The sequence below is a fragment of the Actinomadura barringtoniae genome (genome assembly GCF_017573505.1).
In the GTDB taxonomy this organism is placed as follows: domain Bacteria; phylum Actinomycetota; class Actinomycetes; order Streptosporangiales; family Streptosporangiaceae; genus Spirillospora; species Spirillospora barringtoniae.
Genome location: NZ_JAGEOJ010000001.1, coordinates 526,906 through 551,398, shown reverse-complemented (window position 1 = coordinate 551,398; position 24,493 = coordinate 526,906). Strand labels below are relative to the sequence as shown.

Sequence of the window (24,493 nt, the reverse complement as noted above, 5' to 3'; positions counted from 1 at the left end):
TGCCGGTTATAAGGGCGATGGCCGGTGTTGTGGTCCTGGTGTATTGATCGCGGTGGGTTTCGGGTCAGGGCGAGAGAGTGGTAGGTGACCACGGCGGAGAGGGCGACGAGATAGCTGCGATAAGGAAACTCGCGGGAATCACGCGCATTCTGCCCATGCGTGCCAGCCAAGTCTAAGGAATATGCGTCCTGCGGCTCTCGTATTGTCCCACGGATCAAGAATGTTCCCACCACCGGCGCTATTGAACCACTCTCGGGTGAGCTGGAAGAGGCCGGCTTGGCCAGTACTGGGATTGTATGCCCCCGCGTTGAGGTTAGATTCACACCGCGCTATACGCACAGCCTCGGGGCCGTCACCAGCACCGAATACACTGGTAATGATGGCTGCATTTTCTACAGCGCTGAACGGGTGTGCAGTGTTGTTGCCTGTGGCACCAACCCGCGACAACGAGGAATCGGGCGTTGCGTTTGCCGGGGCGGACATGATGATCGAAGCGCCTATGGTAGCTACTCCTAGCGATATCGATTTGACTATGTTATCGCGCATACTATTACCCCGTTTTCGTGGTGTTAGGTGGATCGCTACCACTCGGTTACATCGAACTAACGTCTCGCGTCCTTTCCCTTGAGTGCTGCCCGTAACGTTTCTAACCATAGAAGAGCTCGCGGGCGCGCGGCTGGCGCCATGCTGGCGTCGAAAGTGGATCGCGTCGTCGGCGGCGGCTGGACCGCTTCCACGGGCGCCGTTGTCAACGACGCCCGAAATCTGGATCAGGCACTGATTCCGTGAGGCGGACCCGTCTCAGTCGGCCAGTAGGACGCGTTTTCCTCTCGACTGAACTACCGCACCGGTTTCCGCAGTTCAGAGGAACAGGCGCTGATCCGTCCTGGCATGGTCTGGCGTCGTGATCGCAGAGGGGCGGCCGTCTCGAGACTTGGCGGCGTTGGTGATTCCGTTGGCTGGCGGGTTGGCCCAGACCGGGAAAGGGGCATGACGAGCATCCCTGCGAGAAGTGGCGGTAACCGGCCCGGAGCACGTTCCTTGGCGTGACACTCTGCGCCGATTACGCGTGGGCTGGAGGGGTGAGGGGCGACGGCGATCTCGGCCTGGCCTCGTGCGTCTGTGGTCAGGAGGTGGGGCCGAGGACCGCGGCCGACGGCTTGAAGTAGGGGCGGGCGTGCTGTTGCTTCTTGTGCCGGGACTTGGCCATGAACAGCAGCAAGGAGACCCCGGATTCGCCGAGGTGGGCGAGGGCGGAATGGCGGAGCTCGCGCAGGTCCCATCCGGTGTCGGGGCACAGGTCGCGGGCGTCGACCTGGGGTCGGGGCGGCGGTGGCCGATGAACAGCGGCCCGGACGTGCGGCCGGCAATGAGGCGGGGCAGGAGCGGGCGGTGCCGGCGTCCCACCAGACCTGGGCCCTGGAGGTCTGCGCGCATCCGCTGCTGCTCGGCCAGCACGACCTGGTTGTGCCGTCGTTAGGAGGCGAGACCGGCCTCCAGCTCCGCGAGCGTGCCATCCTTGTCGCTGAGCTGGCGTCGTGCCTGGTCGAGGTGGTGTTGCGTCTTCTGCAACCGGCCAGTGAGAACCTGCGCACGCTCTTTCCAGTGCTCGACTGAGTCGCGGTACTCCTCAAGCACGTACTCCAGCTGTGCGGTGTCCAGGCGGCCACCCGTAGCCATCGTGGATCGGTAGAACAGCTCAAGGAAGCGATCACGGATCTAGAGAGCGACCTGTTCCCCTTCCCCTGCCACGGCCTGCAGAGCGAGCCAAAGGCGCGCGTCGGCGCCGCGGCCCGGCGCGTCCAGGAAGGCTTGCTCGCGCGGCGTCAGCGTGAAGTACTTGATCAGTTCCTCGCGTCCGATGTCTGGGAACGAGCGCAGCTGCTCGACCTGCTCATCAGAGAGGAACCGAGTCGACATCAATCACCCACACGCCGCGGAGTCCACAAAGCATCACGAACCGTCGCGGCGAGGATCAACGCCAGTTAGGAGAACCCGAGTAGTTGCAGGTCAGACCTATATTCGTTGGATTTCGGCGATTGCTACTGGGACCCCCAATAGCGCGGGATCGACCGCACGGTCACCACGCCCGACGCCCCACTCGCCAGCGAGAACAGCGACGTCATCACCACGGCCACCGCCCGCTGGCCCTCCGCCCTCACCACCGAATGCACCGGATCTCGCGGGTCGTAACGCAGATTGACCTGCTGCCCGATGCGCACCTTCCACTTGGCGTGATCACTGCGAAACCGAACGACCCGCCCGTCCGAGGCGGTGAACTCGACGACCACATGGCCGTCCCTGCTCCACGTCCGGTCGGCCTCCAGCACCCGCCCCTTGGCCTTACCGGATGGCTGCTCCGAAAAGCCCAGGGAGACCGCCACGTACCCAAGCGCAGCAGCGGCCGCCCCAAAGAACACGGTCACCAGCACCAACGCCACCACACGCCCGTACAGGCGCTCCGGCAGCCCCCGGTTCACCATGACCTTGGGACGCTGTGGCTCATCCCCCGGTTCCGAAGCCCTGCACTCAATCAATCAAGCCAGCGGGCGACGCCGCAATGATGGGAGCAGGTACCCCGATGGTGCGGGGAGAAGAAGGTGCCGTCCCTGCAGACCGCGGTCGCACCGCCAGGCACCGAATCGCCCCCGCCTTCGTCACCGGACGAGGGCGCGCCGGGCTCCTCCGAAGGGGTCGGTTCGCGTGGGCGTGGGCTTCGGCTTGCCGCATGCCGTGGACCACAGCCCCAGGTGCGCTGACTTCGCCTCGGCCTGCGCCCCGGGCCAGATCTGGGTCGGCGGACGCACACGCCTTGGCGTCACCGTCGGCCACAAGGCTTCTGTTGATCAGCGTTCCAGCGGCATCCCAGATCCTGACCTCGTCAGACGTGCCGGTGGTGACCGCGTAGGCCAGGGCCCGACAGGAAGCTTGGCCTGCAGGGCATCGGCAGCTTCGCGGCTGTGGCACTGTCCACCAAGCGGCGCCGCGACGCCGGTCAGCACCACGGTCAGCCGGGTGTTCTCGCGGAGGCGGCCACGTCCGTCGACGTGCACGTCAACGGACTGGCCACATTGAAAGCTACTGCTCATCAACCCAGGCGCCGCCGAACCTCCGCAGAAGGAAAACAGAACTACGGCGACCACCGCGTCCAGCCGAGGTGAAAGCTCGCCGCTCACCGTTCTCGCCAGTTAGCAACGTGAGGGATCTTCGGGTCTATCGGCCGGGCGTGGAGGGGAACGAGCGGGGAGCTATCCGGCCGTACGCAGGGAAGCCCGGTGACCGTCATTGGGCCGTAAATTGCCGCCAGCGGGGAGCCTTTCAGGTTCTGATCCACTTGTTGTGAATCGATCACACAGAGTCATTCGGTTCGGGAGATCGTGGCTCGTGTGACTGTGAGGCGCTATGTCCCCTCTCTGGCCACCTCGGGCGCGTGGCCGTCGAGCAGGTCACGGCGGACGGACCTGGCGCGAACACCGCCCGAAAGCAGTTCGGCCTCCTCTGCCTTACCGTTCTCGTCCTCGCCTCGGTCGCCGTCGGCAACTTGACACGAAGTGCGACCGGCTGGCGGTTCTTGGCCGTACGGTCCAACGAGCGCGCCAGCGCCGCGATCGGCATCGACGTGGCGCGAACGAAACTGCTCGGCTTCGCCTTTCCTCCTTCCTCGCCGGAATCAGCGGCTGCCTGCCCGGCTGGGCCTGTCCCTCGTCCCCGAGCAACGTGGGGTCTTCCACGGCCTCACCGTCGAGCAGAACATGCGCCTCCGCCTGTGCCCCCGCGGGCAGGAGGTCCCCGGCCCAGGGGACCAACTCGTCCACCAGACCCAGCTCCTCGGCCCGCCGGGGGGCGAAGCGCGTGCCGGGCAGCGGGACGTGCTCCAGCGCCGCGGCGACGCCGAGCATGCGCACGGTGCGGACGACGCCGCCTCCGCCGGGCAGCAGGCCGAGCGTGACCTCGGGCAGCCCGAGCTGGATCGCGGGGTCGTCGACGTACAACCCTGGGCCGGGGGACGGTTCGAGAGCACGCTCGTCTCGGAGGCCGACGGTGCCGAGAGCCGGGAGCGCGGATTCTTCCTGCAGACCGTGGAGCCCGAGCGGTTCACCTACCTCGATGTCGCGACAGCGATCGTCTCCACCGGTCACCCTCACCGATCTCGGCAGTGACAGGACCCGCCTGTTCGATCTCGCCTGGTGCCTGAGCCTTCGCATCCAGATCCACCTCCATGCCGGCGCCCATCACGACGCGATCGAGGCCGCCGAGGCTGCCCGCGCCCTCATGGACCTGACGGGCGACCTACGCGGCCATGCGACCGTCTCGCTCGATCTCGTCGCCGCCCAGATCGCCACCGGTCTGCTCACTCAGGCCCCCGAGGTCCTCGAACCAGCCGTTCCCCTGCTGCGCGACATTGGCGCCTACAGCGCCGCTTCCCGCGGCGAACGCCTGCTCAGCGAGGCGTCCGGCGAGGTGCACGCCTGAAGCACGCCGGTCAGGGCCGCGGGCGGTCGTCAGGGCACGGGCCGCCGGGACCCCGGCCGCCTATGGCGCGCCAGATGAGCGCCGCGGTCCGTTCAGGCCAGTCCGGCGGCGGCGCGTCCTCGGCCAGGGCGCGCCCGTACCAGCTCCCGGTACACATGGTGAGGGCGACCTCAAGGTCGGCGTCGGCATCGACGAGACCGCCGACGCGGGCGGCCTCCAGGATGGCCAGCAGTCGGCTGCGGCGCGGGACGACCACGCGGGCGCGATAGCGGGCGAGGACTTCGGGCTGGGTGGTGTCCTGCAGCATGGTGCCGACCAGCGACAGGCGTCCCGGCATCGAGACACCGCGCTGGAAGTCGGCGAGTTCCGCGACGAGCGCCCGATAGGGGTCGGCCGGCGTGATGGCCTGGCCGTCGTCCGCCATGTTGGTCACCACGGCGGCGGCGAGCTCGGCCTTGCCCGGCCAGCGGCGGTAGAGGGCCTGCCGGGTGGTGCCGGCCTGTTCGGCGATGGCCGCCAGCGACATCGCCTGATAACCGTCGCGGGAGAGGTGCTCGGCGGCCACGGCCAAGATCCGGGCGTCGATGCCGGTGTCGCGGCTCCGCCCGGCCTTGCGCGTCATGCACTTATTGTATTGGCCCTGCTCTGGATGGTGCGGAGGCCGACCAGGCCGACGCCGGCGGGCCGGATCCGGTCGTCGGTCCGATCGTAGTCCTTGGTCTCGCGCGCCAGGTCGATGAGCCGCTCAAGGGCGGCAACGCCGGTAGGGACGTCCGGGGCGAGTGCGTGGCGGGCATCCTTGGCCAGACGCTGGAAGGTGAACCGCCACTGGCTGCGCTCCTTGGGCGACACGCGCCGGTTCCCGGTCATGTAGGAGCCCTCCCGGACCAGATGAAATGTAGCTCTGCGTAACAACGAGAGTTGACCTAGTAACGGGAAATCGTGTGGAGATAGCTGAACTTCGCTGGTGCGAGGCCAGCCGGACACCCCTGACGGCGGAGTGCCCTGCGATCTTGATTCGGTCAGTGAGGATTTGTGTCCTCTCCGGGTGATGCCTCCCCATCAGGGTGATCCTCGGTGAAAGCCACCGCGACGGCCGGCTTTCTAGACCGGCTATCGCTCGGCCGACCCGGCAAGTTCGCGTGTTGAGATGTCGATTCTGGGATGCCAGTTCCGACCTCTGATGTGAGGAGCTGATCAACGGCGGCGCGTCAGTCGAGGAGTGAGGGCCTGTATGGGAAGCCAGCCTGGGGGTAGCGACATGCCCGACGGTGTTCGAACCGGCCTGGCAGCGGGGGCCGAGTCGGCGCTTCCCCCACCAGATCCGCGGCGTTGGAAGGCCCTGATCTTGCTCTGCATGACGGGCTTCATGGTGGTCCTCGACTCCCAGATCGTGATCCTGGCGTTGCCGTCGATCGAACGAGGCCTCGACGTCTCCGTCGAGGACGGCCAGTGGGTGCTCAGCGCCTACATGCTGGCTTTCGGTGGCCTGCTGCTGTTCGGCGGTCGTCTCGCCGATCTGCGCGGGCGGCGCCAGATGTTCATCGTAGGGACCGCGCTGTTCCTGGTGTCTTCGTTGCTGTGTGGCTTCGCCTGGTCAGCAGCGGTGCTGATTGGCGCCCGGGTGGTGCAAGGAGTTTCAGCGGCCCTGATGGCGCCGACGTCGCTCGCGATCTTGATGGGCATGTTCCCCGAAGGGCCCGAACGCAACAAGGCGCTCGCGTTCTGGTCGGGCGTCGGCGGGATCGGCGCCACCGCCTCACTGCTGATCGGCGGACCGATCACTGACACCTTGGGCTGGGCGTGGATCTTCTTCATCAACGTTCCGGTCTCCGTCGTGATGCTGGTCTTCGCCCCGATCCTGTTCCCGGAGAGCCGGGGACGAAGCGGCCGCCGGGCCTACGACCCGGCTGGCGCGCTCACGTCCACGGTGGGCCTCATGCTCCTCATCGGCGCCATCGTCCTGGCACCCGCCAAGGGATGGCTCAGCGGACCGGCGCTTGGCATGCTGCTCGGTTCGGCTGTGCTGCTCGGCTTGTTCGTCCTCGTGGAGAGCCGGGCCGTCGCACCGCTCGTCCCGTTGCAGACCTTCCGCTCCAGGCTGTTCGTCGGCGGCAACCTGGCGATGAGTCTCTTCGCTGCGATCACGGTGGGCATGTCGATCGCGGTGACGGCGTACGCCCAGCAGGTGCTGGGTTACACGCCGTTGCAGTTCGGTCTCGGCATGGTGGCCATGACCGTGATGGCCGTCGTCGGCTCCTACGTTGGGCAGGCCGGGCTGACCAAGATCGGTTTCCGTCCGGTGGTGGCTACCGCCGCGGTGGCGATGGGGGTCGGCGTGTTCCTGCTCTCCCAGGTGACGGTGCACGGGACGTACTTTGCCGATTTGTTTCCGGGCCTGCTCATGTTCGGTCTTGGGTTGGGCGCCGGTCCGGTGGCGGCGGTCGCCGCCACGTTGTCCGCTGTGGACCAGGAGATCGCCGGCGTGGCGTCCGGCGCCGCCAACGCGGGGTTCCAGATCGGCGGCGCGCTCGGCGCCGCGGTCACTTCCGCCATTGTTGTCTCCAACGGAGGTGATTCGGCGGAACCCGCGCGGATGACCAACGGCTTCGGGGCCGGACTCACCGGCGACCTCGTCATCGCCGTGGGATGTCTCAGTGTCGCGCTCGTGCTACTGCGGCCCAAGCAACCTGCCCCCGGACAAGACCGCGATCCTGGAAACGGAGAAGTGGCGACACAACTGTGAGAGCGGCAACTGCCGCGACGTGTTCTCGCACCTTTATCGATCAGGCAGGCTACGTAGCCGCCGCGACGTCGTCGGCCTTGGGGGCGAGCCGTGCCGCCCAGCTGTACAGGTGGTGCTGTTCGGGGAGGCTGGTGGTCAGGCGGGCGGCCAGGCGGTAGGGGTCATGATGAGGCGCGGGCCGGAGGCGAGCGCGCCGACGAGGGCGAGCATTTGTTGCTCGCCGCCCGACAGGAGCCCGGCGCGGCGTTTCAGCAGCGGCCTTAGCGCCGGGAAGCGCTCCAGGATCGTGTCGATGGCGCCGCGCGGCCCGGACATTGCTCGGCCGACTCCACGAGGTCCTACAGTCCGAATCCCCCGAGCACGCTGCCGACGCCTCGGCGACAGCGCGTGGTGCATGTGTGGCCTCACCTCCATGATCGGAATTGGTGAGGCCTGGACGCCCTTATGGTCCGCGCGACTCTTCCCATCAGCAGGATCGCGAGAATGCGCACGGGCGTCCATCCCCGGGAATTCGAGGATGGGCGCCCGTGACACGAGATCGGTTGCTCCGCTGGTCTGCAATGGCGCGCCAGCCTGGCGTTAGTGGTCTGTTAGAGCCCGTCCTTAGGCTGTCTCGCGGCCAAGGAGAATATGTTGAAGTTCGCGAGGAAGCCGCTGGGCGACTCGCCGGCAAAGGTCGCTGCCGCGTTCGAACTCGCCTGGCGTGCCGGGCCGCTCATCTTGCCGTGCATGGTGGGGATGGCGGTGGTCGCGGCGGTCGCGCCCCTCGCCGTGGCATGGTCGACCAAGCTCGTTCTGGACCGGTTGGTGGCCGGCGCGGACCTGGCGACGCTGGTCTGGCTCGCATGTTGCCTTGCGGTGGCGGGCATTCTCGCCGCCGTCGTCCCGCAGATGAGCCGGTTCCTGAGCACGGAGATGACGCGGCGGATCGAGCTCGTCGGCATGGACCGCCTGTTCGGGTCGGTGGACCGGTTCGTCGGGCTGGGCCGCTTCGAGGACCCGGAGTTTCATGACCGGCTGCGGCTGGCGCGGGACTCGGGGCGTGCGGCCCCCAGCGATCTGGTGCAGAGCATGATCGGCTTTGGACAAGGTCTGGTCACGGGTCTCGGCTTCATCGGCTCGCTGGCGACGTTGAGCCGGCCGATGACGGCGGTCGTGCTGGCCACCGCGGTCCCTGCGGTCTACGCCGAACGCACCTTGGCCAGGCGCCAAGCGTCGATGCTGTGGGGGATCAGCCCAGCGATCCGGCGCGAGATCTTCTACTCGATGCTGCTGGGGGAGGTGCGGGCCGCCAAGGAGGTCCGGATCTTCGGCATCGGCGGGCATCTCCGTCAGCGGATGCTCGCTGAGCGCAGGAGCGCGAACGTCGCTCAGCGGCGCCTGGACCTCCGCAAACTGCGCGTCCAAGGGACGCTCGCCGGGCTCCTGGCGCTGGTTGCCGGAGCCGGTCTCGTCTGGGCCATCACGGCCGCGAGGGGCGGGGAGCTCACCGTCGGTGACGTCGCGATGTTCATCGCGGCCGTCGCCGGTGCGCAGGGCGCGGTGTCGCAGGTCGTTTCCCACTATGCGCTGGCACGGCAGTCGATGCTGATGTTCGACCACTACCTCGCGGTGGTGAAGGTGGGACCCGACCTGCACGTTGTCGGCGCACCCGTCGAACCGTCGGCTCTGCACAGCGGGATCGAGTTCCGGGACGTGTGGTTCCGGTACACCCCGGACCATCCGTGGGTGCTGCGCGGGGTCACCTTCACGATTCCCCATGCGCGTGCGACCGCCCTGGTCGGCAGCAACGGCGCGGGCAAGAGCACCATCATCAAGCTGTTGTGCAGGTTCTACGATCCGACCAAAGGCGCGATCCTCTGGGATGGCGTCGATCTGCGCAGCATGGAACCCGCCGACCTCAGGGCGCGCATCGGCGCGGTCTTCCAGGACTTCATGGAGTACGACCTGACGGCCGCCGAGAACATCGGACTCGGGCACGCGGCCGTCATGGCCGACCGTTCGAAACTGGAGGCGGCCGCCAGGCTCGCGGGAGTACACGAGACGCTGGCCCGGCTGCCGCACTCCTACGACACGCTCCTGAGCCGGATGTTCCAACCCGCCGGCTCGGAAGGCCAATCGTCCGAGGAGGACGCCCGGGTGGGGGTGGCCCTCTCGACGGGCCAGTGGCAACGCCTGGCGTTGGCTCGTGCCCTCCTCGACGACGGTCAGGACCTGCTCATCCTCGATGAGCCCAGCTCGGGCCTCGACGCCGAGGCGGAGTACGAGATCCACACGATGTTGCGCGCGAGGCGTGCCGGGCGTACGAGCCTGCTCATCTCGCATCGGCTCGGCGCCATCCGAGACGCCGACCGGATCCTCGTGCTCGGCGACGGGGAGATCCTCGAGGAGGGCGAGCACGCCGAACTGATGGCCCTCAATGGTCTTTACGCCCGCCTGTTCACGCTCCAGGCACAGGGCTACCGGGACGACACCGCCGTGGCCACCGGCTCCTCCGACTGACCAGAGGCCGAGGCGCAAGCCTTCCGCCAGGCCCATGCCAGCGGACGCTGCCAGGCTCGATGTGAGGACACACAGAGGAGAGCGTCATGTCGAAGGTGATCGCTGGTGCCGCCCATCTGACGGCGCGGCTGAGCGACCGCATGCTCGGGTTGGTCGTGCCCAGGATCAGCGCGTCGGCCTCCGCCGTCGCCCGCTGCCCGTGGGGAGGCCCGCAGTGCTCGGGCCGGTGCTACTGCGTGGAATGCGCGCGCGGATTCGCCAAGGCCTGCTGCCTGACCGGTGGAGGCACGGAGAGCTGCGAGCCCTGCGTGAACGGCTGCTGACCTGAACGACCGGGAAACTCTGGCCAGTGGTCCCGTCCGGACCACTGGCCGACCTGTGCCGACTTCGAAGAGGGAACACGATGACGTTTCTCAGTGCCGGTCTGATGGCCTGCTCGCTGGTCTGCGTGCTCAATCTCCTGCTCATATTTGGCGTCATCCGTAGGCTTCGCCAGCAGGGCGAGCTCCTGGAAGGCGAGCAGTTCTTCCGTACTCAACCCGCACGAACCCCCACGGTGGCCGTCGGGACATCTCCGGGCGTCTTCTCGGCCACGACCACGACGGAGAAGAAGGTCTCCAGCGAAACGTTGAGCAATGGGGGAGGCCGAACGATTGTGGCGTTCTTCTCCACCGATTGCACGGTATGCACTTTGGCGGTCTCCGAGTTCGCGGAAGAGGTGGCCCGGCTACGCTTCGATGTCGATCGCACCATCGCGGTGGTGATCGGCACCGAGGAGGACGCGACCTCCCTCGTGGGGCAGCTGGAACCGGTGGCCAGTGTCGTCGTCGAGCCCTTCACCGGCCCGATGGCCTCGGCATTCGCGCTTCACGGCGTGCCGGGCATGTGCCTGCTCGACCCTTCCGGAGTGGTCGTCGCCACCGGCCGCGGCGTCGACGAGCTCGCCGTCCCGTCGGCGGTGTGAGGGGCGCTGGACCGCGGGTCACCGGACCGCGAACGCCGGCGGCCCACGCCAGCGTTGATCAATGTGGACGCCAGCTCTGCGACAGGCCCGATCGTTAGAGTCATTCGGCAATGGCAGCGATCAATTCTTTCTGTGCTGCCGATCGAAGGCTCTACCAAGAGAGGGATGAATGTCCACATCGGCATATGTTGCCAAACCCGTTGTGCTTCACCCTGTTCACCGGGTGACCACGGAAGAAATACTCGCCAACATCGAACTGCATACACGGGAAGACGGGAAGACTCACTCAAGGTTTTCTGACTGGGAACGGGCGATACGCAAGACCGGCGTCGCCGAACGCGCCTTCACGCACCCTCTCGATTCCCCGGAAATCTCGGGGCGTACCGGCACGACCGCCCGTAACGACGCCTGTTGGGCCGCCGTCCAGGACCTCGCCGAGAACGCCGCCCGGCAGGCCTTGGACGCCGCCGGACTCCAACCTGCCGACATCGACGCCCTCGTCACCAGCCACACCACGAGCATGGCCATCCCTCAACTCGACGTGTCCCTGATCAACCGTCTCGGACTGAGGCCTGACGTGCGGGCCCTCGCGATGACCACCCTTGGTTGCGTGGGTGGCGCCAAGGCCCTGGGGAGAGCCGCGGACGAGGTTCGCGCCTACCCCGGATCGCGTGTGCTGGTGGTCGTCGCTGAGGCGATCTCGATCACCTACCATCACACCGACGTCGGAATCGAGAGCCAGATCTACAAGGGGCTGTTCGGCGACGGCGCAGGCGCCTGTGTTGTCACCAGCGAGCCCGTCGGGGCCGGTTTCGCCATGCAGGAATCACATCAGCATCTGCTTCCTCATACCGCCCAGAACGGCTACTACTGGGGCCGTTTCGACGCCGACGGCTTCCATTTCCGGAGCACCCGCGCCGCCGTCAAGGGGCCGGCAAGGGTTATGCCGCGTCTCCTGGAGTGGCTGAAGGCTCACGACTGGATCACGCCCGATTGGCTCGTCGTGCACGCCGGAGGCCCGGCCATCCTCAGCGCGATCGAGGACGGCCTGAGCGTTCCCCGAGAGCAGCTGAGACATTCCTACGACTCTCTCCGCGAGGTCGCCAACCTCGGTGGCGTCTCGGTCCTGGACGTCTTGCGGCGTACACACGCCTCCCCGCCGGAGCCGGGCGCGCGCGGTCTCGCCGTCGCCTTCGGGCCCGGATTCACCTACTTCGCGGTCATCGGCACATGGACCGCCTGACCTGGGGAACTCGTGAACGGCGATTCCGTGCAGGTCCATGTTCTCAGGGATGATCACCCAGGGCGCCGGTTGTTCAGTCTCCTCGGCAACCGATGGGTCTGCCCGGTGATCCTCGCTCTCGAAGGTGGACCCAGAAGACACTCTGAACTCAGAATGATGATCGGGGGAGTATCCCAGAAGATGCTCACACAGACGCTGCGCCTGCTTGAGGAAGACGGCCTGGTGGCGCGGACCATCATCGCCGGCCCCCGGCGTCGCGTGGATTATGAGCTGACGCCGCTGGGGGTGTCGTTCGGTGAGTTGCACGCGGTGATCTACCGGTGGGCGGTGCGGCACGAGCCAGAGCTGGCCCGAGCGCGAGCCGCTTACGCGGCAGGGGCGAGAAAAGAAGCCAAGTAGAAATGGGTGACTTGAAAACCTGAAACGCACGCCCCCTGACGAAGGTCAGGGGGCCTGTACATCTTCATCGGTCAACGGCCGGTCGCCGGTCACGCCTCGCCGGTCACTGGTGGGGCGTGGGCATGAGCATGCGGAAGGCGTGCAGCAGCTCGCCGGTCCGGACCCAGTAGTCGGCGTGGAGCATGGCGAGAGGTTCGAGGAGCCGCGAGGCCGTGATGTCGCCCGCGTCGATGACCGGCCAGCCGAAGTCGTGAAGGATCGTCGTCACGTGCGCTTTGGCCTGCCCGTCGTCGCCTGCGATGAACATGTCGGGCGGGCCGCCGGGGAGATCTGGATCGATCATCAAGGCGTAGCTGACGCTGTTGAACGCCTTGACCACCTTGGAGTCTGGTAGCCACTGTTGCACCCATTCCCCGGCGGACTCGTCGAAGCCGAGGAGCAGCCGGAGCCGCCCGTCCCGCATCCCCATCGGGTTGGTGGCGTCGATCACGACCTTCCCGGCGAGGTGCTCCGGACCGGTCAGGTCGATGGCCGACTTCGTCCCGTCCCAGCGGGTGGCGAGCACCGCCAGTTCGCCGAAGGCGGCGGCTTCCGAGAGGGAGGCCGCCCGCGCTGTGGGGCCCTGGCCTGCCAGCCAGTCGGTGATGTCGGCACGATCGGGCGTTCGGGACCCCATGACCGCCTCGTGACCGCGTGCCGCGAACCCGGCCGCGAGGGTCTTCCCGACGATGCCGCTGCCCAGAACCGCGACTCTCATGGATTGTCCTCTCCTTGTCTCAGGTGAGCTTGACGGGAAGTTCGTGCAGCACCCGGAAGACGCTCTTAGCGCGCCAGCGCAGGCTCTCGGCAGGAACGGCCAGGCGCATCCGCGGGAACCTGCGGATCAGGGTGCCGATGGCGATCTCCCCTTCGAGCCGGGCCAGGGGCGCGCCGAGGCAGTAGTGGGGTCCGTGCCCGAAGGCGAGATGGCGGCCGTCGCCGCGGGTCATGTCGAGGTCGTCCGGATGCTCGAACCTGGCCGGGTCACGGTTGGCCGCCGGAGCCATGACGAAGACGAACTGGCCTGCAGGGATGGTGGTGCCGTCGATCTCGACCTCTCGCTTGGAGAACCGTGCGATACCGGGGGAGACGGGTCCGTCGAGTCTCAGGAACTCCTCGATGGCCGGTGCGAGGCGGGTGTCGTCGTCGCGGAGTCGCGCGAACTGGTCGGGCCGCCGCAGCAACGCCTGCAACCCGTTGCCGATGAGGCCGACCGTGGTCTCGTGTCCGGCGATCACCAGCAGGACGGCCATCGCCACCAGTTCGTCATCGGCGAGTCCGTCGATCTCGTCGCCGGCCGCGATCAGCGCGCTGAGGAGCTGGTCGTCGGGCCTTCGCCGCCTGTCGGAGATCAGGGCGCCCAGGTAGTCGCCGAAGTCGGCGACCGCCTGCTCCACCTCGGCGCGTTCCAGGTCGGTCACGGGGAACGAGGTCAGCAACTGAGACCAGCGCCGGAGCCGGTCACGATCCCCGAACGGGACGCCCAGCAGCTCGCAGATGACCATGACGGGCATCGGGAAAGCGAAAGAGGCGATCAGGTCGGTCTCGTCATGCACCGCGATGCCGTCGGCGAGCTCGTCCGCGAAGCGCTGCACCTGGTCGCGCATGCCGCTGATGCGGCGGGCGGTGAAGGCCTGGGAGACCATCCGGCGAAGCCTGGTGTGGTCCGGCGGGTCCGAGGCGAGCATGTTGCGCGCGAGGATCCCGCGCCGGAGCGTGGGTTCGCGCCGCCCGCTCGCGCGGAAGACCTCGGCGGCGTACTCCGAACGCTGGCTCAGGTCGGGATGGCCGAGAGCCTGCAGCGCTCCCGAGTAGCGGGTGACGCACCAGATGGGCGTGCCGTCGGGGAGGCTCCGCTTGACCACGGCCCCCTCCTCGCGAGCGCGCGCATAGCGGGGATGCGGGTCGCCCTCCTGGTCGGCGCCGATGAGGGGCGGATGGCGTATGGCTTCGGTCATGGTCGGCACCTCGACGTGGCGGTCGGAGCGGTAATCGAATCGAGTGTGAGCTGGCGCCGACAAACCTGAACCATTTTCGTGCAATTCGTCAAGCCCCAGATTATTCGTTCCGTCTCGGTCGGAGGAAAATTATCCTGGTGAAATCCGCCTTTCTCGAGGTCACATTAGGGCACCTTCAGGTGCCCAATGCTGGGCACCTGAAGGTGCCTTATTGACCTTCGGTGGCCGGCTGCCGCAGGATCCCTGATGTATCCCACGAACAAGACGGGTAACGCACATGCTGCTGTCGTTCATCGGGTCGGCGAAGTGACCGAGAATCGTGCCCTCGTCATCGGCGGTGGTATCGCCGGGCTGCTCGCCGCCCGCGTGCTCGCCGACCATTTCCCAAGGGTCACCATCGTCGACCGGGACCGGTTTCCCGCCGTTCCCGAATATCGCAAGGGCGTCCCGCAGTCACGGCACGTACATCTGCTCGCCGGGGCGGGCCGCCGAGTCATCCATCGCCTGGTGCCGGGTGCCGAGAGGCGGGTCGTGGAGGCGGGCGGGGTGCTGCTGCGGGTGCCGCAGGACATCCGGTGGCTGAACTCCGCGGGCTGGTCCGCCAGATTCCCCACCAGCCACAGATTCCTGTCCTGTAGCCGTGAGCTCCTGGAAGCGGCCGTCCGCGAGGAGGTCCTGGCGCTGCCGGGGGTCGAGACGCTGGAAGGCCGCGAGGTCACCGGTCTGGCCGTCGCCGCGCACGGACGTTCGGTCGTCGGCGTGACCGCCCGCGAACGTCATCGCGAACGCGGTCGCGAACGAGCCCAGGAACCTGCCGGGACGCCTGGCGGAGACGGCGATGACATCGCGGCGCGGCTGGTGGTGGACGCGAGCGGACGGGCCTCGGGCGCGTCAGGCTGGCTCCGGTCGCTGGGCTTCCCGGCACCACAGGAGAAGGTGGTCGCCGACTTCTTCGGCTACGCCTCCCGTCTCTACCGTGTGCCGCCCGGCCATGGTTCGGACTGGCTGGCCCTGCACCTGGAGGCGGATCCTCCGGCGCAGCAGCGGCTCGGGGTCATCTACCCGATCGAGGGCGACCTGTGGATGGTCACGCTGGTCGGAACGGAGAACGACGCGTACCCGCCGACGGAGGAGTCCGGCTTCCTGGACTTCGCCAAGACGCTGCGCAGCCCCGAGCTCTACGAAGCCATCCAGGATGCCGAACCCGCCGGGCCGATCCACGCGTTCCGTCATCTGGAGAATCGGCGCCGCTTCTACGAGAAGCTGCGACGGCGTCCGGAGGGGTTCGTGGTCCTGGGCGACGCGGCCTGCGCCTTCAACCCGATCTATGGTCAGGGCATGGCCATGGCCGCCGAGGCCGCCATGGTCCTCGAACGCTGTCTTCGGGAACATCCGGATGCCGGGCCGGGCCTGGCCGCTCTCTTCCAGAAGCGCCTGGCACGGAAAAGCTCGGTTCCGTGGGCGATCTCGACCGGCCGCAGCCTGCGTTATCCGTCCGACGAACCGCCCGTCGGCATGGTGGGCAGGGCGGCGTTCCACTACATCCGGCGCGCGCTCGCGGTGTCCAACTCGGGAAACCGTCAGGTGGCCGAGGCCCTGCTGAACGTGCTCCACCTCATCGACACCCCGGCGGCCCTGCTGCGCCCCCGCGTGCTCGTGCCCACGCTGTTGCACAAGAGCGGAAACATCTGATGCCGGATTCCACCGGCTGCGCGCTGGTCACCGGTGGCTCGCGCGGCATCGGCCGGGCGGCCGCGCTGCGGCTGGCTCACGACGGCCATGACATCGCCCTCTGCTATCGATCCCGTGAGGACGCGGCGGCCGAGGTCGCCGCGGCGATCGAGGCTGCCGGTCGGCGATGCCTCGCCATGCCGTGCGACGTCGCCGACCAGGAGGCCGTCGGGACCTTCGTGAAGGCGGCGCGGGCGGAGTTCGGCGAGATCGGCGTCGCGGTGAACTGCGCCGGCGTGATCCACGACAGAGCGCTGGCCTCGATGACCGCCCAGGCGTGGCGGTCGGTCATCGACACCAACCTGACCGGAACCTTCAACGTCTGCCGGAGCCTGGTCTTCGACCTCATGAAACGCAGGCGGGGAAGGATCGTGAACGTCTCCTCCGTAGCCGGCATCGGCGGCAACGCGGGCCAGACCAACTATTCGGCGGCCAAGGCGGGCATCATCGGGTTCTCCCGCTCGCTCGCCAAGGAGCTCGGCCCGTTCGGGATACCGGTCAACGTCGTCGCCCCCGGCTTCATCGAGACGGACATGACCTCGGCGCTGACGGCCAGGTCGCGGGAGCAGGCGCGCAAGCTCATCCCCTTGGATCGGTTCGGGACGGTCGAGGACGTGGCGGGCGTGATCTCCTTCCTGGCCTCCGGCGACACCGGCTACATCACCGGGCAGGTGCTGCGCGTGGACGGAGGGATGGTCCTGTGACCGGCGGTCCGGGGGTCGTCGTGACGGGACTGGGCGTGGTCTCGCCGCTCGGCGACGACCTTGAGGTGTTCTGGCGGCGGCTGTGCTCGGAGGAACCGAGACCCACCCCGCATCCTCACATCCGAGCCGATCTGATGCAGTACCAGCACACCTACTCGGTGCCTTCCCGGTCCGAGACGGCTCCGGGCCTGGGCAGAGCGACGTCGTTTGCCCTGCGCGCCACGACCGCCGCCCTCCAGGACGCGGGCCTGTCCTTGGGCAGCACGGACGGGCCGGACGGGCTGGCTGGGCCGGGCGGTCCTGGTGGACCGGCTGGCGGGCGAACGGGCGTCGTCGTGGGGACCGCCACCGGAGACGAGGACCTCCTGGAGGATGAACGCTCGGGCGGACAGGCCGTGAGTCCTCTGGACAGAGACGTGTTCGGTGTGACCGGCCACATCGCCGACCGATTCCATCTCACCGGCCCGAACGCGGTCGTCAACACCGCCTGTTCGGCCGGTTGCCACAGCCTGGGGCTGGCCGGCGACCTGATCCTTGCCGGTGCCGCGGACGTCATGGTCGCCGGAGGCACGGACTCGGTCTGCCGCGTCGCCCACGCGGCCTTCAACCAGCTGAGAGCCGTCGACCCGGAGGCGTGCCGCCCCTTCGACACCGGCCGCAAGGGCACCGTCTACGGGGAGGGCGCGGCGATCCTCATCCTGGAGTCGGCGGACCACGCGCGGTCCAGAGGAGCCACCTGGTACGCCGAGCTCAAAGGTACGGGCCAGAGCGCCGACGCGTTCCACCCGACCGCGCCCGACCCGGCCGGGGACCAGGCCCGCACCGCCATCGAACGCGCCCTGCGGGACGCCGGCCTGGACCCCGGCGACATCGACGGCGTCGCGTGCCACGGCACCGGTACCAGGCTGAACGACGTCACCGAGGCCACGTCCCTGGCGGAGGTCTTCGGCGACCGGATCGACCGGATCCCGGTGTGCGCCGTGAAGTCCCAGCTCGGTCACAGCGCGGGTGCGTCGGGAGCCTTCTCCGCGCTGGTCGCGGCCCTGATCCTGCGCCGGCGCCTGTTCCCGCCGACGGCCCGCCTGCGCGACCTCGACCCGGACTGCCCCGTGCGCCCACTGCGCGAGGCGACGCCGATGAGGCCACGGAACCTGCTGGTCAGCGCCTATTCCTTCGGCGGCAGCAACGTCGCGCTGATACTGGGCTCGGGCGCCGATGACTGACGTGGTCGTGACCGGGGTCGGCTCCATCGACGCGAGCACCGGTCCGTACACCCGGCATCCGCCCTCCCGCGGCGTACGACACCTGGCCCCGGCCACCAGGCACGCGCTCGCGGCCGCCGAGCTCGCCCTGGCGGCCGCCGGGCTGAAACCCGACTCCTACCCGCAGGTCTCCCAGGGCGTCGCGATCGGCACCAACTTCGGCGGCACCGCGACGCTGGCGCGGATGGACCGGTCCGTCATCGAGCAGGGCGCCGCGGGTCTGCGCCCGATCGAGGCACCCAACTTCGCCGCCAACCTTCCCGGCAGCCATGTCTCCATCCGCTACGGCCTCAAGGCGATGAACCTGACCCTGACCACGCCGCTCGTCGCCGGCCTGCAGGCGGTACTGCAGGCTGGTGCGGCCCTGCGGTCCGGCCGTGCGCTCATGATGCTGGCGGGAGCGACGGAGGGCACACCGCCGCCCGAATGGGCCACAACAGTCAGCACGGCAGGCGGCACCGCAGTCAGCCCAGCAGGCGGTGTGCCGGTCACCGAGGGCGGTTGCTGCCTCCTGACGCTGGAGACCGGCAGCGAGGCCGGACAGCGTGCGCTCTCTCGCATCGGGTCAGGCACGAGCTGGTTCCTGCCACCGAGCCTGTGCCGGGATGGCGAAGGGCGGCGACGCCTTCGCGGGTTGGCCGGAGAGGGCGTACGAAGGCTCCTGCGCAGAGACGGAGACGTGCTCCTGATAGCCCCCGCCCACCCACTCGGCGAGATCGTCACCGAGGCTCTCCGCGATCAAGGGGCTGCGGTGACCGTGAGCAACGACGTCACGAGCGCGAGCATGGCGCCACTGCTCGCCCTGACCGGCGCCCTCGCCCGGCATCGACCGACCCTCCTCGCAGCGGTATCCCCGAACGGCCACATCGCGGCCGTGTCCATCGAACACGACTGATCGAACAACTGAAGGAAGGCTTAATGAGCACCATGACCGAACAGCGTCTCAACGAGATCCGAGAGATCGTCGCCGACGTCCTGGAGATGGAGCCCGAAGAGATCACCGACGACGGCAACTTCGTGGAGGAGTACGAGGCCGACTCCCTAGGAGCGATCGAGGTGCTCTCCCAGCTGGAACGCCGCTACAACGTCGACATCCCGCAGGAGGAACTCGCCCGGATGTCCGACCTGCGATCGGTGTTCGAGGTCGTCAGGGAGTACGCCAAGTGGGAGAACTGACCTCCGTCCCACGCCGGGTCGGCATCACCGGCATCGGCGCGGTCTCCAGCATCGGGTTCGGCGTGACCGAATTCCGCCACGGGCTCCAGACCGGACGCAGCGGCATCTCCGAGATCCAGAGCTTCGACACCACGGGCTTCCCGCGGACCAGAGGAGGCGAGGTCCGCGGCTTCCAACCGGAACGATGGCTGCGGCGCCTCGACGCCGACCAGTACGGGCGTACCAGCCAGTTCGCGGCTGCTGCGGCGCGGATGGCCGTCACCGACGCCGACCTCGCCGACGACGTCCTGGCCCGCTCACAGGCGGGGGCGAGTGTCGGGACCACCAGCGGCGAGTCGCAGATCATCGAGGAGCTGACCGCGGTCTGGCTGGAGAAGGGACCGGAGGCCCTGCCGTCCGGACTGGTGCGGCAACTGCCCGCCAGCCGGCTCTCGCACGCGGTGAGCCGTGAGCTGACGCTCACCGGCGAGTCGATGACCTTGGCCACGGCGTGCTCGGCGGCCAACTACGCGATCGCGCACGCCTTCGACCTCATCCAGTCGGGCGAGGCCGACCTCATGGTGTGCGGCGGGGCGGACTCGGTCTGCCGCTGGGCGCACGCCGGCTTCTACCGGATGGGCGCGCTCGCCGCGGACGAGTGCCGCCCCTTCGACGCCGGTCGCGATGGCATCCTGACCGGCGAGGGCGGCGCCATGCTGGTGCTGGAGCCGCTGGAGGACGCCCATGAACGCGGCGCGCGAGTCTACGCCGAGGTGCTGGGCTACGGCCTCAACTGCGATGCCACGCACATGGTCGCACCCGATCCGGACAGCATCGCCGAATGCATCACCCTCGCCCATCGCAGCGCCGGTATCCGACCTGACGACGTCGACTACATCTGCGCGCACGGCACCGGCACCCCGGCCAACGACATCGCCGAATGCCGGGCCGTCCGGAAGGTCTTCGGCGAGCGGCCGCCGCCGATCAGCTCGATCAAATCCATGATCGGTCACACCATGGGCGCGGCGAGCGGCTTCGGCGCGATCGCGGGCGCCCTGGCGATCAGCCACGGCTTCCTCCCGCCGACCATGAACTTTCAGTCCATCGACCCGCAGTGCGGCGAGCACATCGACTGCGTCCCGAACCAGGCCCGCCGGGCCCGGGTCGACATCGTGGAGAACCACGGATTCGCGTTCGGCGGGAACAACGCCATCCTCATCTTGGGACGAGCACGTGAGAGCTGACCAGACCACTCTGGCGATCACCGGACTCGGCGTGCTGTCGGCCGCCGGGATCGGACGCACGGAGTTCACCGAGAACGTCCTGGCCGGGCGGCCGGGCCGTCGGCCCGTGGCGGGCGGCCTCGGCGATCCGGCCCCGTTCGCCGATACCTATCCGATACGCGAGTTCAGGCTCCGTGACCTCCTGGGAAGAAAGGGCGGAGCGCATTTCGACCGCACGACCGCGCTCGCGGTGGCGGCCACCGAACTCGCGCTCGACGACTGCGGGCTCCGGTTCACCGGCGAAGGCCGTACGCGGGCGGGAGTCGTTCTCGGCACCACCACGGGCAGTATCGAGAGCACGAGCCGGTACACCCGCGAGACGCTGGTCCAAGAGCGGCCCTATCTGGTGAGCGCCGCCGGGTTTCCGAGCACCGTGATGAACTGCGCGGCCGGGCAGACCGCGATATGGCACGGGCTGAAGGGGGTCAACGCCACCCTGGCCGGAGGACAGCTCAGTGGCCTGCTCGCGTTCCGCTACGCCCGCAAGACGATATGGCGGGGACAGGCCGACGTCATGCTGTGCGGCGGGGTGGAGGAACTCAGCCCGACGTCGGCGTGGGGCGTCCGGCGTGCGCGCCCCGGTGGCCTTCCACCGGGGGAGGCGAGCGTCGTCTTCACGGTCGAGGACGCCGGGCGGCCTCAGACCACGGGCAGGCACCGCCTCGGTGAGGTGGCGGCATGCGAGATCGGGATCACCGGCGATCCCGCCGATCTGGAGACGCTCGCCGCTGACCTGGCGTCCTGCGTCACACGGGCGCTGGACCGCGCCTCGGTGAGCGCCGAGTCGGTGGTGGCGGTCGCCGGCAGTTTCCGCGACGAGGCGGCCCATGACCGGGCGGAACGGGAGGGGATCGAGGCGGCGCTCGGAGCACGGCCGGTCACCACCTTGAAGATCAAGCCGCTCGTCGGCGAGTGCTACAGCGCCGCCGGAGCACTTCAGCTGGCGGCGTTGCTGGCGACCCTCGCCGAGCAGGGAAAGGCCGGGGCGCCGCATGGCTCCCGCCGCCCGGTCGGGCTGCTCACGTGCGTGGGGCACGACGGAACGTTCGGCTGCGCAGTCGTGAGGGGGCCGGAGCATGCCACTGGCGATCACCGGAGCTGACGTGCTGTCCAGCGTGGGCGCCGGATCCGCGGAGCATTTCGAGGCACTGTGCGCTGGGACGAGCGGGCTCGGGCCGCTGCTGGAGATCGACCCCTCTAGCGTGGGCGTCCGGTTCGGCTACCAGATCACCGATGGCAGGCCGGTCATGCACCGCACGACCCAGTGGCTCGTGCGGTGCATGACCGGCGCCATCGCCGACTCGGGGCTCGACCTCGCCCGGTCGCGGGTGGGCGTGGTCGTCGCCACCGGGCTGCGCGAACTGCGAAGCGTGGAGCTCTGGTCGGTCGGCCAGGGAACCGCGACCCTGGCCGACCTCCATGTCGCCCAGGCGGTCCGTGAAGCACTCGGGCCGGGCACACCGACCCTCGAACTCACCAACGCCTGCGCGGCGGGCGGCTACGCCCTGGCCGTGGCCGCCGACCTGGTGGACCTCGACCGGTTCGACGCCGTCGTGGTGGCGGCCGCCGACACCCTCACAGAGAGCATGCTCGCCATGATCGGCCGGGTGACTCCGGTCCCGGCCGAGGCGCTGCGGCCGTTCGAGGCCGCCCGGCGAGGGGTGCTTCTCGGTGACGGGGCCGCCGCCGTGGTGCTGGAGCGGCTCGACCACGCCCGCCACCGGGACGCCCGCCCGCTCGCACGGCTGCGGTCGGTGGGGCTGAGCTGCGATGCGCACCATGAGACCGCGCCCGACCGCGACGGCCTGATCCGCGCGATGCGCGACGCGTTTCGGCGGGCCGCCGTGGCTCCCGCCGAGATCGACCTGATCATGGCGCACGGGACCGGTACGGCGTTGAACGATCCGGCCGAGGCGCTCGCCATCAAGGAGGTGTTCGGGTCGGCGACCGCGACGACCGCGATCAGCGCGCTCAAGTCGATGATCGGGCACACCTCCGGAGCGTCGGGGTTGATCGCCGTCGTCACCGCGATCGAGGCCATCCGGCAGGGCCGGGTCCCTCCCACGGTCATGCTGGAGACCGTGATCAAGGAGGCCGAGGGGCTCGACCTCGTCCGGGGGAGCGAACGGCCTGCCGAGGTCGACACCGTCCAGGTCAACGCGTTCGGGTTCGGCGGCGTGAACTCGGTGGCCATCCTGGAAGGCGCAGCCTCATGACCTCGGACGTCGTGGTGACCGGGTGGGGCAGCCAACTGCCGCCCTTTGACCCCGCGGCGATCGTCGGCCGCAAGGGCCTGCGGGCCAAGGAACCCTCGACCCGGCTGGCACTGTGCGCCGCGCACGCGGCACTGCGGATGCCCGTCGGTTCTCTCCCGCCGCCACCGCGCAAGGATCATTCGACCGGCGTCGTGGTCAGCTCGAACACCGGGAACCTCGACACCGTGACGAGCGTGGTCCGCACGCTGCGACGAGGCTCGCTGAAGGACGTCAGCCCGTTGTGGGCGCCCAACGCCTCGAGCAATGTCATCGCGGGCACGATCGCGATCCGGTTCGGTTTCGCGGGCCCGAACCTCACGGTCTGCAATGGCGCGACGTCGGGTCTCGACGCGATCGCCGCGGCCGCCGACCTCATCCGGGCCGGACGCGCCGACCGGATGATCGTGGTGGGCGTGGAGCCGGAGGACGACACGGTCCGCGGCCTCTTCGCCGAGTCGGCCAAGGGCCTGCGTGCCCTGCCCGGCATGCTGGACCCGGACGAGCTGGACGGGTCCGGAGCGGGAGCCGCGTGCGTGATCCTGGAAACCGGGGAGGCCGCCGACGGGGGAGTCGGCTTGCTGGACTCGTTCGACCACGCCTCGGCCGGTGGGGCGTCGCTGATGGTGAAACGACTGGTGGCGGGGTGTTCGGCGGGGCCGCGCCTCTGGCTCACCGGCGACCAGCGATGGACGGGCGTCCGCGAGACCGTGGCCGCGGGGCTGAGCCTGTGGCCCGAGGCGCAGCGGCCATCGACCGTCGACCTGTCCGGCGCGCTGGGAGATCTCTCCGGGGCGCTGGGGGTGTTTCAGATTGTTGCCGCCTGCCAGTGGCTCGAACGACACCCGTTGGACAGCGTGCTGATGACGTCCGGCGGAAGCTGGGGCGACGACGAGGCCGGGGTAGTGATCCACGGCCTGCCGGGAGGGTGAGGGAGACCGTGCGGACACACCATCGCTCGCGCTGGGCGTTGAGCGCTTCGGCCGAGGTGGACGGGGAGACCCTGCGCCTCTACCAGGCTCAGGAAGCGACCTCCCGGGCTCCTTCGCTCGTCTTCGTTCACGGCCTGGAAGAGAGCTGGGACATCTGGTCCGGGATCGGGCAGCGGCTCGCGAGCCGGTTCCGGCTGCTCGCGCTCGACCTGCCCTGGCGTACCGGCAACGGCTACGCCTGGTGCCGGAGGCGCTCGCTGGGCGACTGGCTGGGAGCGGGACTCGCCCTGCTCGACGCGGAGCCGACGGTGATCGTCGGGCACTCGCTCGGGACGGGCGCCATGCTGGAACACCTCCACAGCGCGTCCGGACCCGGCCCGCGCGCCATCGTGCTGGCCTCACCCATCTACCGCGGCGAGCGCGAACCGGTGACCTGGGCGACGGCGTACCGGGCGATGGACGACTTCCGGGAAATGATCGGCCAGGACCTCGTCGGACGACTGCGCCCGGATTTCGACCGCGGCGACCAGAAGCTCATCTCCACCATGATCGACAAGATCGTGGACCGGGTGGGGCCGATCGGCTTCTACTCACTGTTCCTGCTCTACGCCGTGGGCGGCATCCCGGATCTCGACCGCCCCGACATCGCGACGCTGGTCGTCGCGGGCACGGACGATCCCTACGCGACCCCCGCGTCCCTGTCCGCGCTCACTGCGGCGGTGCCGAGGAGCCGCTTGGTGAGGCTGCGCGGAGCCGGGCATTTCGCGATCCGGGACCAGGCTCCGGACCTCGCCGAAACCATGATCACCTTCTTCGACCAGTGCCTGACCCCCTGATCAAAGGACCGGAC

At 68.7% G+C, this 24,493-nt stretch carries 28 protein-coding genes and 1 pseudogene; 20 read left to right on the top strand and 9 right to left on the bottom strand.

The features are described from left to right. Window positions 1-138: 138 nt before the first annotated feature. Window positions 139-483 (bottom strand): transglycosylase SLT domain-containing protein, encoded by a 345-nt coding sequence (locus tag J4573_RS56580; protein WP_372442797.1) that lies wholly within the window; start codon window positions 481-483, stop codon window positions 139-141. Window positions 484-1,332: 849 nt separating this feature from the next. Here J4573_RS56580 and J4573_RS02450 point away from each other — a divergent pair. Then, window positions 1,333-1,617, top strand: a complete 285-nt coding sequence (locus J4573_RS02450; protein WP_208253518.1) for a hypothetical protein — start codon at window positions 1,333-1,335, stop codon at window positions 1,615-1,617. A gap of 102 nt (window positions 1,618-1,719) precedes the next feature. On the opposite strand, the gene J4573_RS02445 is transcribed toward J4573_RS02450, so the two are convergent. The 3 genes from J4573_RS02445 to J4573_RS55905 form a co-directional block, all read right to left on the bottom strand. Continuing rightward, window positions 1,720-1,920: a DUF4158 domain-containing protein gene (locus tag J4573_RS02445; RefSeq protein ID WP_208253517.1), complete on the bottom strand. Its 201-nt coding sequence runs from the start codon at window positions 1,918-1,920 to the stop codon at window positions 1,720-1,722. Window positions 1,921-2,042: 122 nt separating this feature from the next. Beyond that, complete coding sequence (locus J4573_RS02440; RefSeq protein WP_208253516.1) at window positions 2,043-2,483, bottom strand: DUF3592 domain-containing protein; 441 nt, start codon at window positions 2,481-2,483, stop codon at window positions 2,043-2,045. Between the two features lie 50 nt (window positions 2,484-2,533). Next, the gene (locus tag J4573_RS55905; protein ID WP_208253515.1) at window positions 2,534-2,638 is read right to left on the bottom strand and encodes a DUF3761 domain-containing protein; all 105 of its coding nucleotides are present in this window, start codon (window positions 2,636-2,638) and stop codon (window positions 2,534-2,536) included. 792 nt (window positions 2,639-3,430) lie between these two features. On the opposite strand from J4573_RS55905, the pseudogene J4573_RS56575 reads away from it, so the two are divergent. From J4573_RS56575 to J4573_RS02425, 3 genes and pseudogenes are all read left to right on the top strand, one after another. Further along, window positions 3,431-3,637, top strand: a pseudogene (locus J4573_RS56575) (ABC transporter permease subunit); the annotation flags it as partial. Between the two features lie 115 nt (window positions 3,638-3,752). After that, window positions 3,753-4,160 carry a hypothetical protein gene (locus J4573_RS55120; RefSeq protein ID WP_279575322.1) on the top strand — a complete coding sequence of 136 codons (408 nt, stop codon included), beginning with the start codon at window positions 3,753-3,755 and terminating at the stop codon, window positions 4,158-4,160. Beyond that, window positions 4,108-4,473, top strand: a complete 366-nt coding sequence (locus tag J4573_RS02425) for a hypothetical protein (RefSeq protein ID WP_208253513.1) — start codon at window positions 4,108-4,110, stop codon at window positions 4,471-4,473. Before J4573_RS55120 ends, J4573_RS02425 begins: the two co-directional genes overlap by 53 nt. A 10-nt stretch (window positions 4,474-4,483) precedes the next feature. On the opposite strand, the gene J4573_RS02420 is transcribed toward J4573_RS02425, so the two are convergent. Then, complete coding sequence (locus J4573_RS02420; protein WP_208253512.1) at window positions 4,484-5,095, bottom strand: TetR/AcrR family transcriptional regulator; 612 nt, start codon at window positions 5,093-5,095, stop codon at window positions 4,484-4,486. Continuing rightward, window positions 5,092-5,343: a hypothetical protein gene (locus J4573_RS02415; protein ID WP_208253511.1), complete on the bottom strand. Its 252-nt coding sequence runs from the start codon at window positions 5,341-5,343 to the stop codon at window positions 5,092-5,094. The genes J4573_RS02420 and J4573_RS02415 overlap by 4 nt, the downstream gene beginning before the upstream one ends. Before the next feature lie 487 nt (window positions 5,344-5,830). Here J4573_RS02415 and J4573_RS02410 point away from each other — a divergent pair, with 487 nt between their 5' ends. Then, entirely contained in the window at window positions 5,831-7,219 is a 1,389-nt protein-coding gene (locus J4573_RS02410) for an MFS transporter (protein WP_208253510.1), read from the top strand. Window positions 7,220-7,354: 135 nt separating this feature from the next. Here the strand turns inward: J4573_RS02410 and J4573_RS02405 are convergent, their stop codons facing one another. Beyond that, window positions 7,355-7,534: an ATP-binding cassette domain-containing protein gene (locus tag J4573_RS02405; RefSeq protein ID WP_208253509.1), complete on the bottom strand. Its 180-nt coding sequence runs from the start codon at window positions 7,532-7,534 to the stop codon at window positions 7,355-7,357. A 315-nt stretch (window positions 7,535-7,849) separates the two neighbouring features. On the opposite strand from J4573_RS02405, the gene J4573_RS02400 reads away from it, so the two are divergent. The 5 genes from J4573_RS02400 (at window position 7,850) to J4573_RS02380 (ending at window position 12,327) form a co-directional block, all read left to right on the top strand. Further along, a complete protein-coding gene (locus tag J4573_RS02400) occupies window positions 7,850-9,721 on the top strand; it encodes an ABC transporter ATP-binding protein (protein WP_243772303.1) in 1,872 nt (623 codons plus the stop codon). Window positions 9,722-9,807: 86 nt separating this feature from the next. Next, entirely contained in the window at window positions 9,808-10,044 is a 237-nt protein-coding gene (locus tag J4573_RS02395; protein WP_208253508.1) for a hypothetical protein, read from the top strand. A gap of 80 nt (window positions 10,045-10,124) precedes the next feature. Continuing rightward, a complete protein-coding gene (locus tag J4573_RS02390) occupies window positions 10,125-10,685 on the top strand; it encodes a TlpA family protein disulfide reductase (protein ID WP_208253507.1) in 561 nt (186 codons plus the stop codon). A 169-nt stretch (window positions 10,686-10,854) separates the two neighbouring features. Beyond that, window positions 10,855-11,928 (top strand): type III polyketide synthase, encoded by a 1,074-nt coding sequence (locus tag J4573_RS02385; protein WP_208253506.1) that lies wholly within the window; start codon window positions 10,855-10,857, stop codon window positions 11,926-11,928. Window positions 11,929-11,940: 12 nt separating this feature from the next. Continuing rightward, window positions 11,941-12,327 (top strand): winged helix-turn-helix transcriptional regulator, encoded by a 387-nt coding sequence (locus J4573_RS02380; protein ID WP_208253505.1) that lies wholly within the window; start codon window positions 11,941-11,943, stop codon window positions 12,325-12,327. Window positions 12,328-12,430: 103 nt separating this feature from the next. Here the strand turns inward: J4573_RS02380 and J4573_RS02375 are convergent, their stop codons facing one another. Both J4573_RS02375 and J4573_RS02370 read right to left on the bottom strand, forming a co-directional pair. Continuing rightward, a complete protein-coding gene (locus J4573_RS02375; protein ID WP_208253504.1) occupies window positions 12,431-13,084 on the bottom strand; it encodes an NADPH-dependent F420 reductase in 654 nt (217 codons plus the stop codon). A 19-nt stretch (window positions 13,085-13,103) separates the two neighbouring features. After that, window positions 13,104-14,324 carry a cytochrome P450 family protein gene (locus tag J4573_RS02370; RefSeq protein ID WP_208253503.1) on the bottom strand — a complete coding sequence of 407 codons (1,221 nt, stop codon included), beginning with the start codon at window positions 14,322-14,324 and terminating at the stop codon, window positions 13,104-13,106. A gap of 306 nt (window positions 14,325-14,630) precedes the next feature. On the opposite strand from J4573_RS02370, the gene J4573_RS02365 reads away from it, so the two are divergent. From J4573_RS02365 to J4573_RS02320, 10 genes are read left to right on the top strand one after another with little or no spacing between them, the layout of a single operon-like run. Then, entirely contained in the window at window positions 14,631-16,016 is a 1,386-nt protein-coding gene (locus tag J4573_RS02365) for an NAD(P)/FAD-dependent oxidoreductase (protein ID WP_208253502.1), read from the top strand. Next, complete coding sequence (gene fabG, locus J4573_RS02360) at window positions 16,016-16,759, top strand: 3-oxoacyl-[acyl-carrier-protein] reductase (RefSeq protein ID WP_208253501.1); 744 nt, start codon at window positions 16,016-16,018, stop codon at window positions 16,757-16,759. Before J4573_RS02365 ends, fabG begins: the two co-directional genes overlap by 1 nt. Continuing rightward, complete coding sequence (locus J4573_RS55900) at window positions 16,756-17,982, top strand: beta-ketoacyl-[acyl-carrier-protein] synthase family protein (RefSeq protein ID WP_208253500.1); 1,227 nt, start codon at window positions 16,756-16,758, stop codon at window positions 17,980-17,982. The genes fabG and J4573_RS55900 overlap by 4 nt, the downstream gene beginning before the upstream one ends. Next, a complete protein-coding gene (locus J4573_RS02350; RefSeq protein WP_208253499.1) occupies window positions 17,975-18,916 on the top strand; it encodes a beta-ketoacyl synthase N-terminal-like domain-containing protein in 942 nt (313 codons plus the stop codon). The genes J4573_RS55900 and J4573_RS02350 overlap by 8 nt, the downstream gene beginning before the upstream one ends. A 32-nt stretch (window positions 18,917-18,948) precedes the next feature. Next, the gene (locus tag J4573_RS02345; protein WP_208253498.1) at window positions 18,949-19,197 is read left to right on the top strand and encodes an acyl carrier protein; all 249 of its coding nucleotides are present in this window, start codon (window positions 18,949-18,951) and stop codon (window positions 19,195-19,197) included. Then, window positions 19,185-20,420, top strand: coding sequence for a beta-ketoacyl-[acyl-carrier-protein] synthase family protein (locus J4573_RS02340; RefSeq protein WP_307796456.1), 1,236 nt, complete (start codon window positions 19,185-19,187; stop codon window positions 20,418-20,420). The genes J4573_RS02345 and J4573_RS02340 overlap by 13 nt, the downstream gene beginning before the upstream one ends. Beyond that, on the top strand, window positions 20,410-21,561 hold the full coding sequence (locus tag J4573_RS02335) for a beta-ketoacyl synthase N-terminal-like domain-containing protein (protein WP_208253497.1): 1,152 nt from the start codon (window positions 20,410-20,412) through the stop codon (window positions 21,559-21,561). Before J4573_RS02340 ends, J4573_RS02335 begins: the two co-directional genes overlap by 11 nt. Further along, the gene (locus J4573_RS02330) at window positions 21,536-22,675 is read left to right on the top strand and encodes a beta-ketoacyl-[acyl-carrier-protein] synthase family protein (RefSeq protein ID WP_208253496.1); all 1,140 of its coding nucleotides are present in this window, start codon (window positions 21,536-21,538) and stop codon (window positions 22,673-22,675) included. Before J4573_RS02335 ends, J4573_RS02330 begins: the two co-directional genes overlap by 26 nt. Continuing rightward, on the top strand, window positions 22,672-23,643 hold the full coding sequence (locus tag J4573_RS02325; protein WP_208253495.1) for a beta-ketoacyl synthase N-terminal-like domain-containing protein: 972 nt from the start codon (window positions 22,672-22,674) through the stop codon (window positions 23,641-23,643). Before J4573_RS02330 ends, J4573_RS02325 begins: the two co-directional genes overlap by 4 nt. An 8-nt stretch (window positions 23,644-23,651) precedes the next feature. Continuing rightward, entirely contained in the window at window positions 23,652-24,479 is an 828-nt protein-coding gene (locus J4573_RS02320; RefSeq protein WP_208253494.1) for an alpha/beta fold hydrolase, read from the top strand. The last annotated feature ends 14 nt before the right edge of the window (window positions 24,480-24,493 follow it).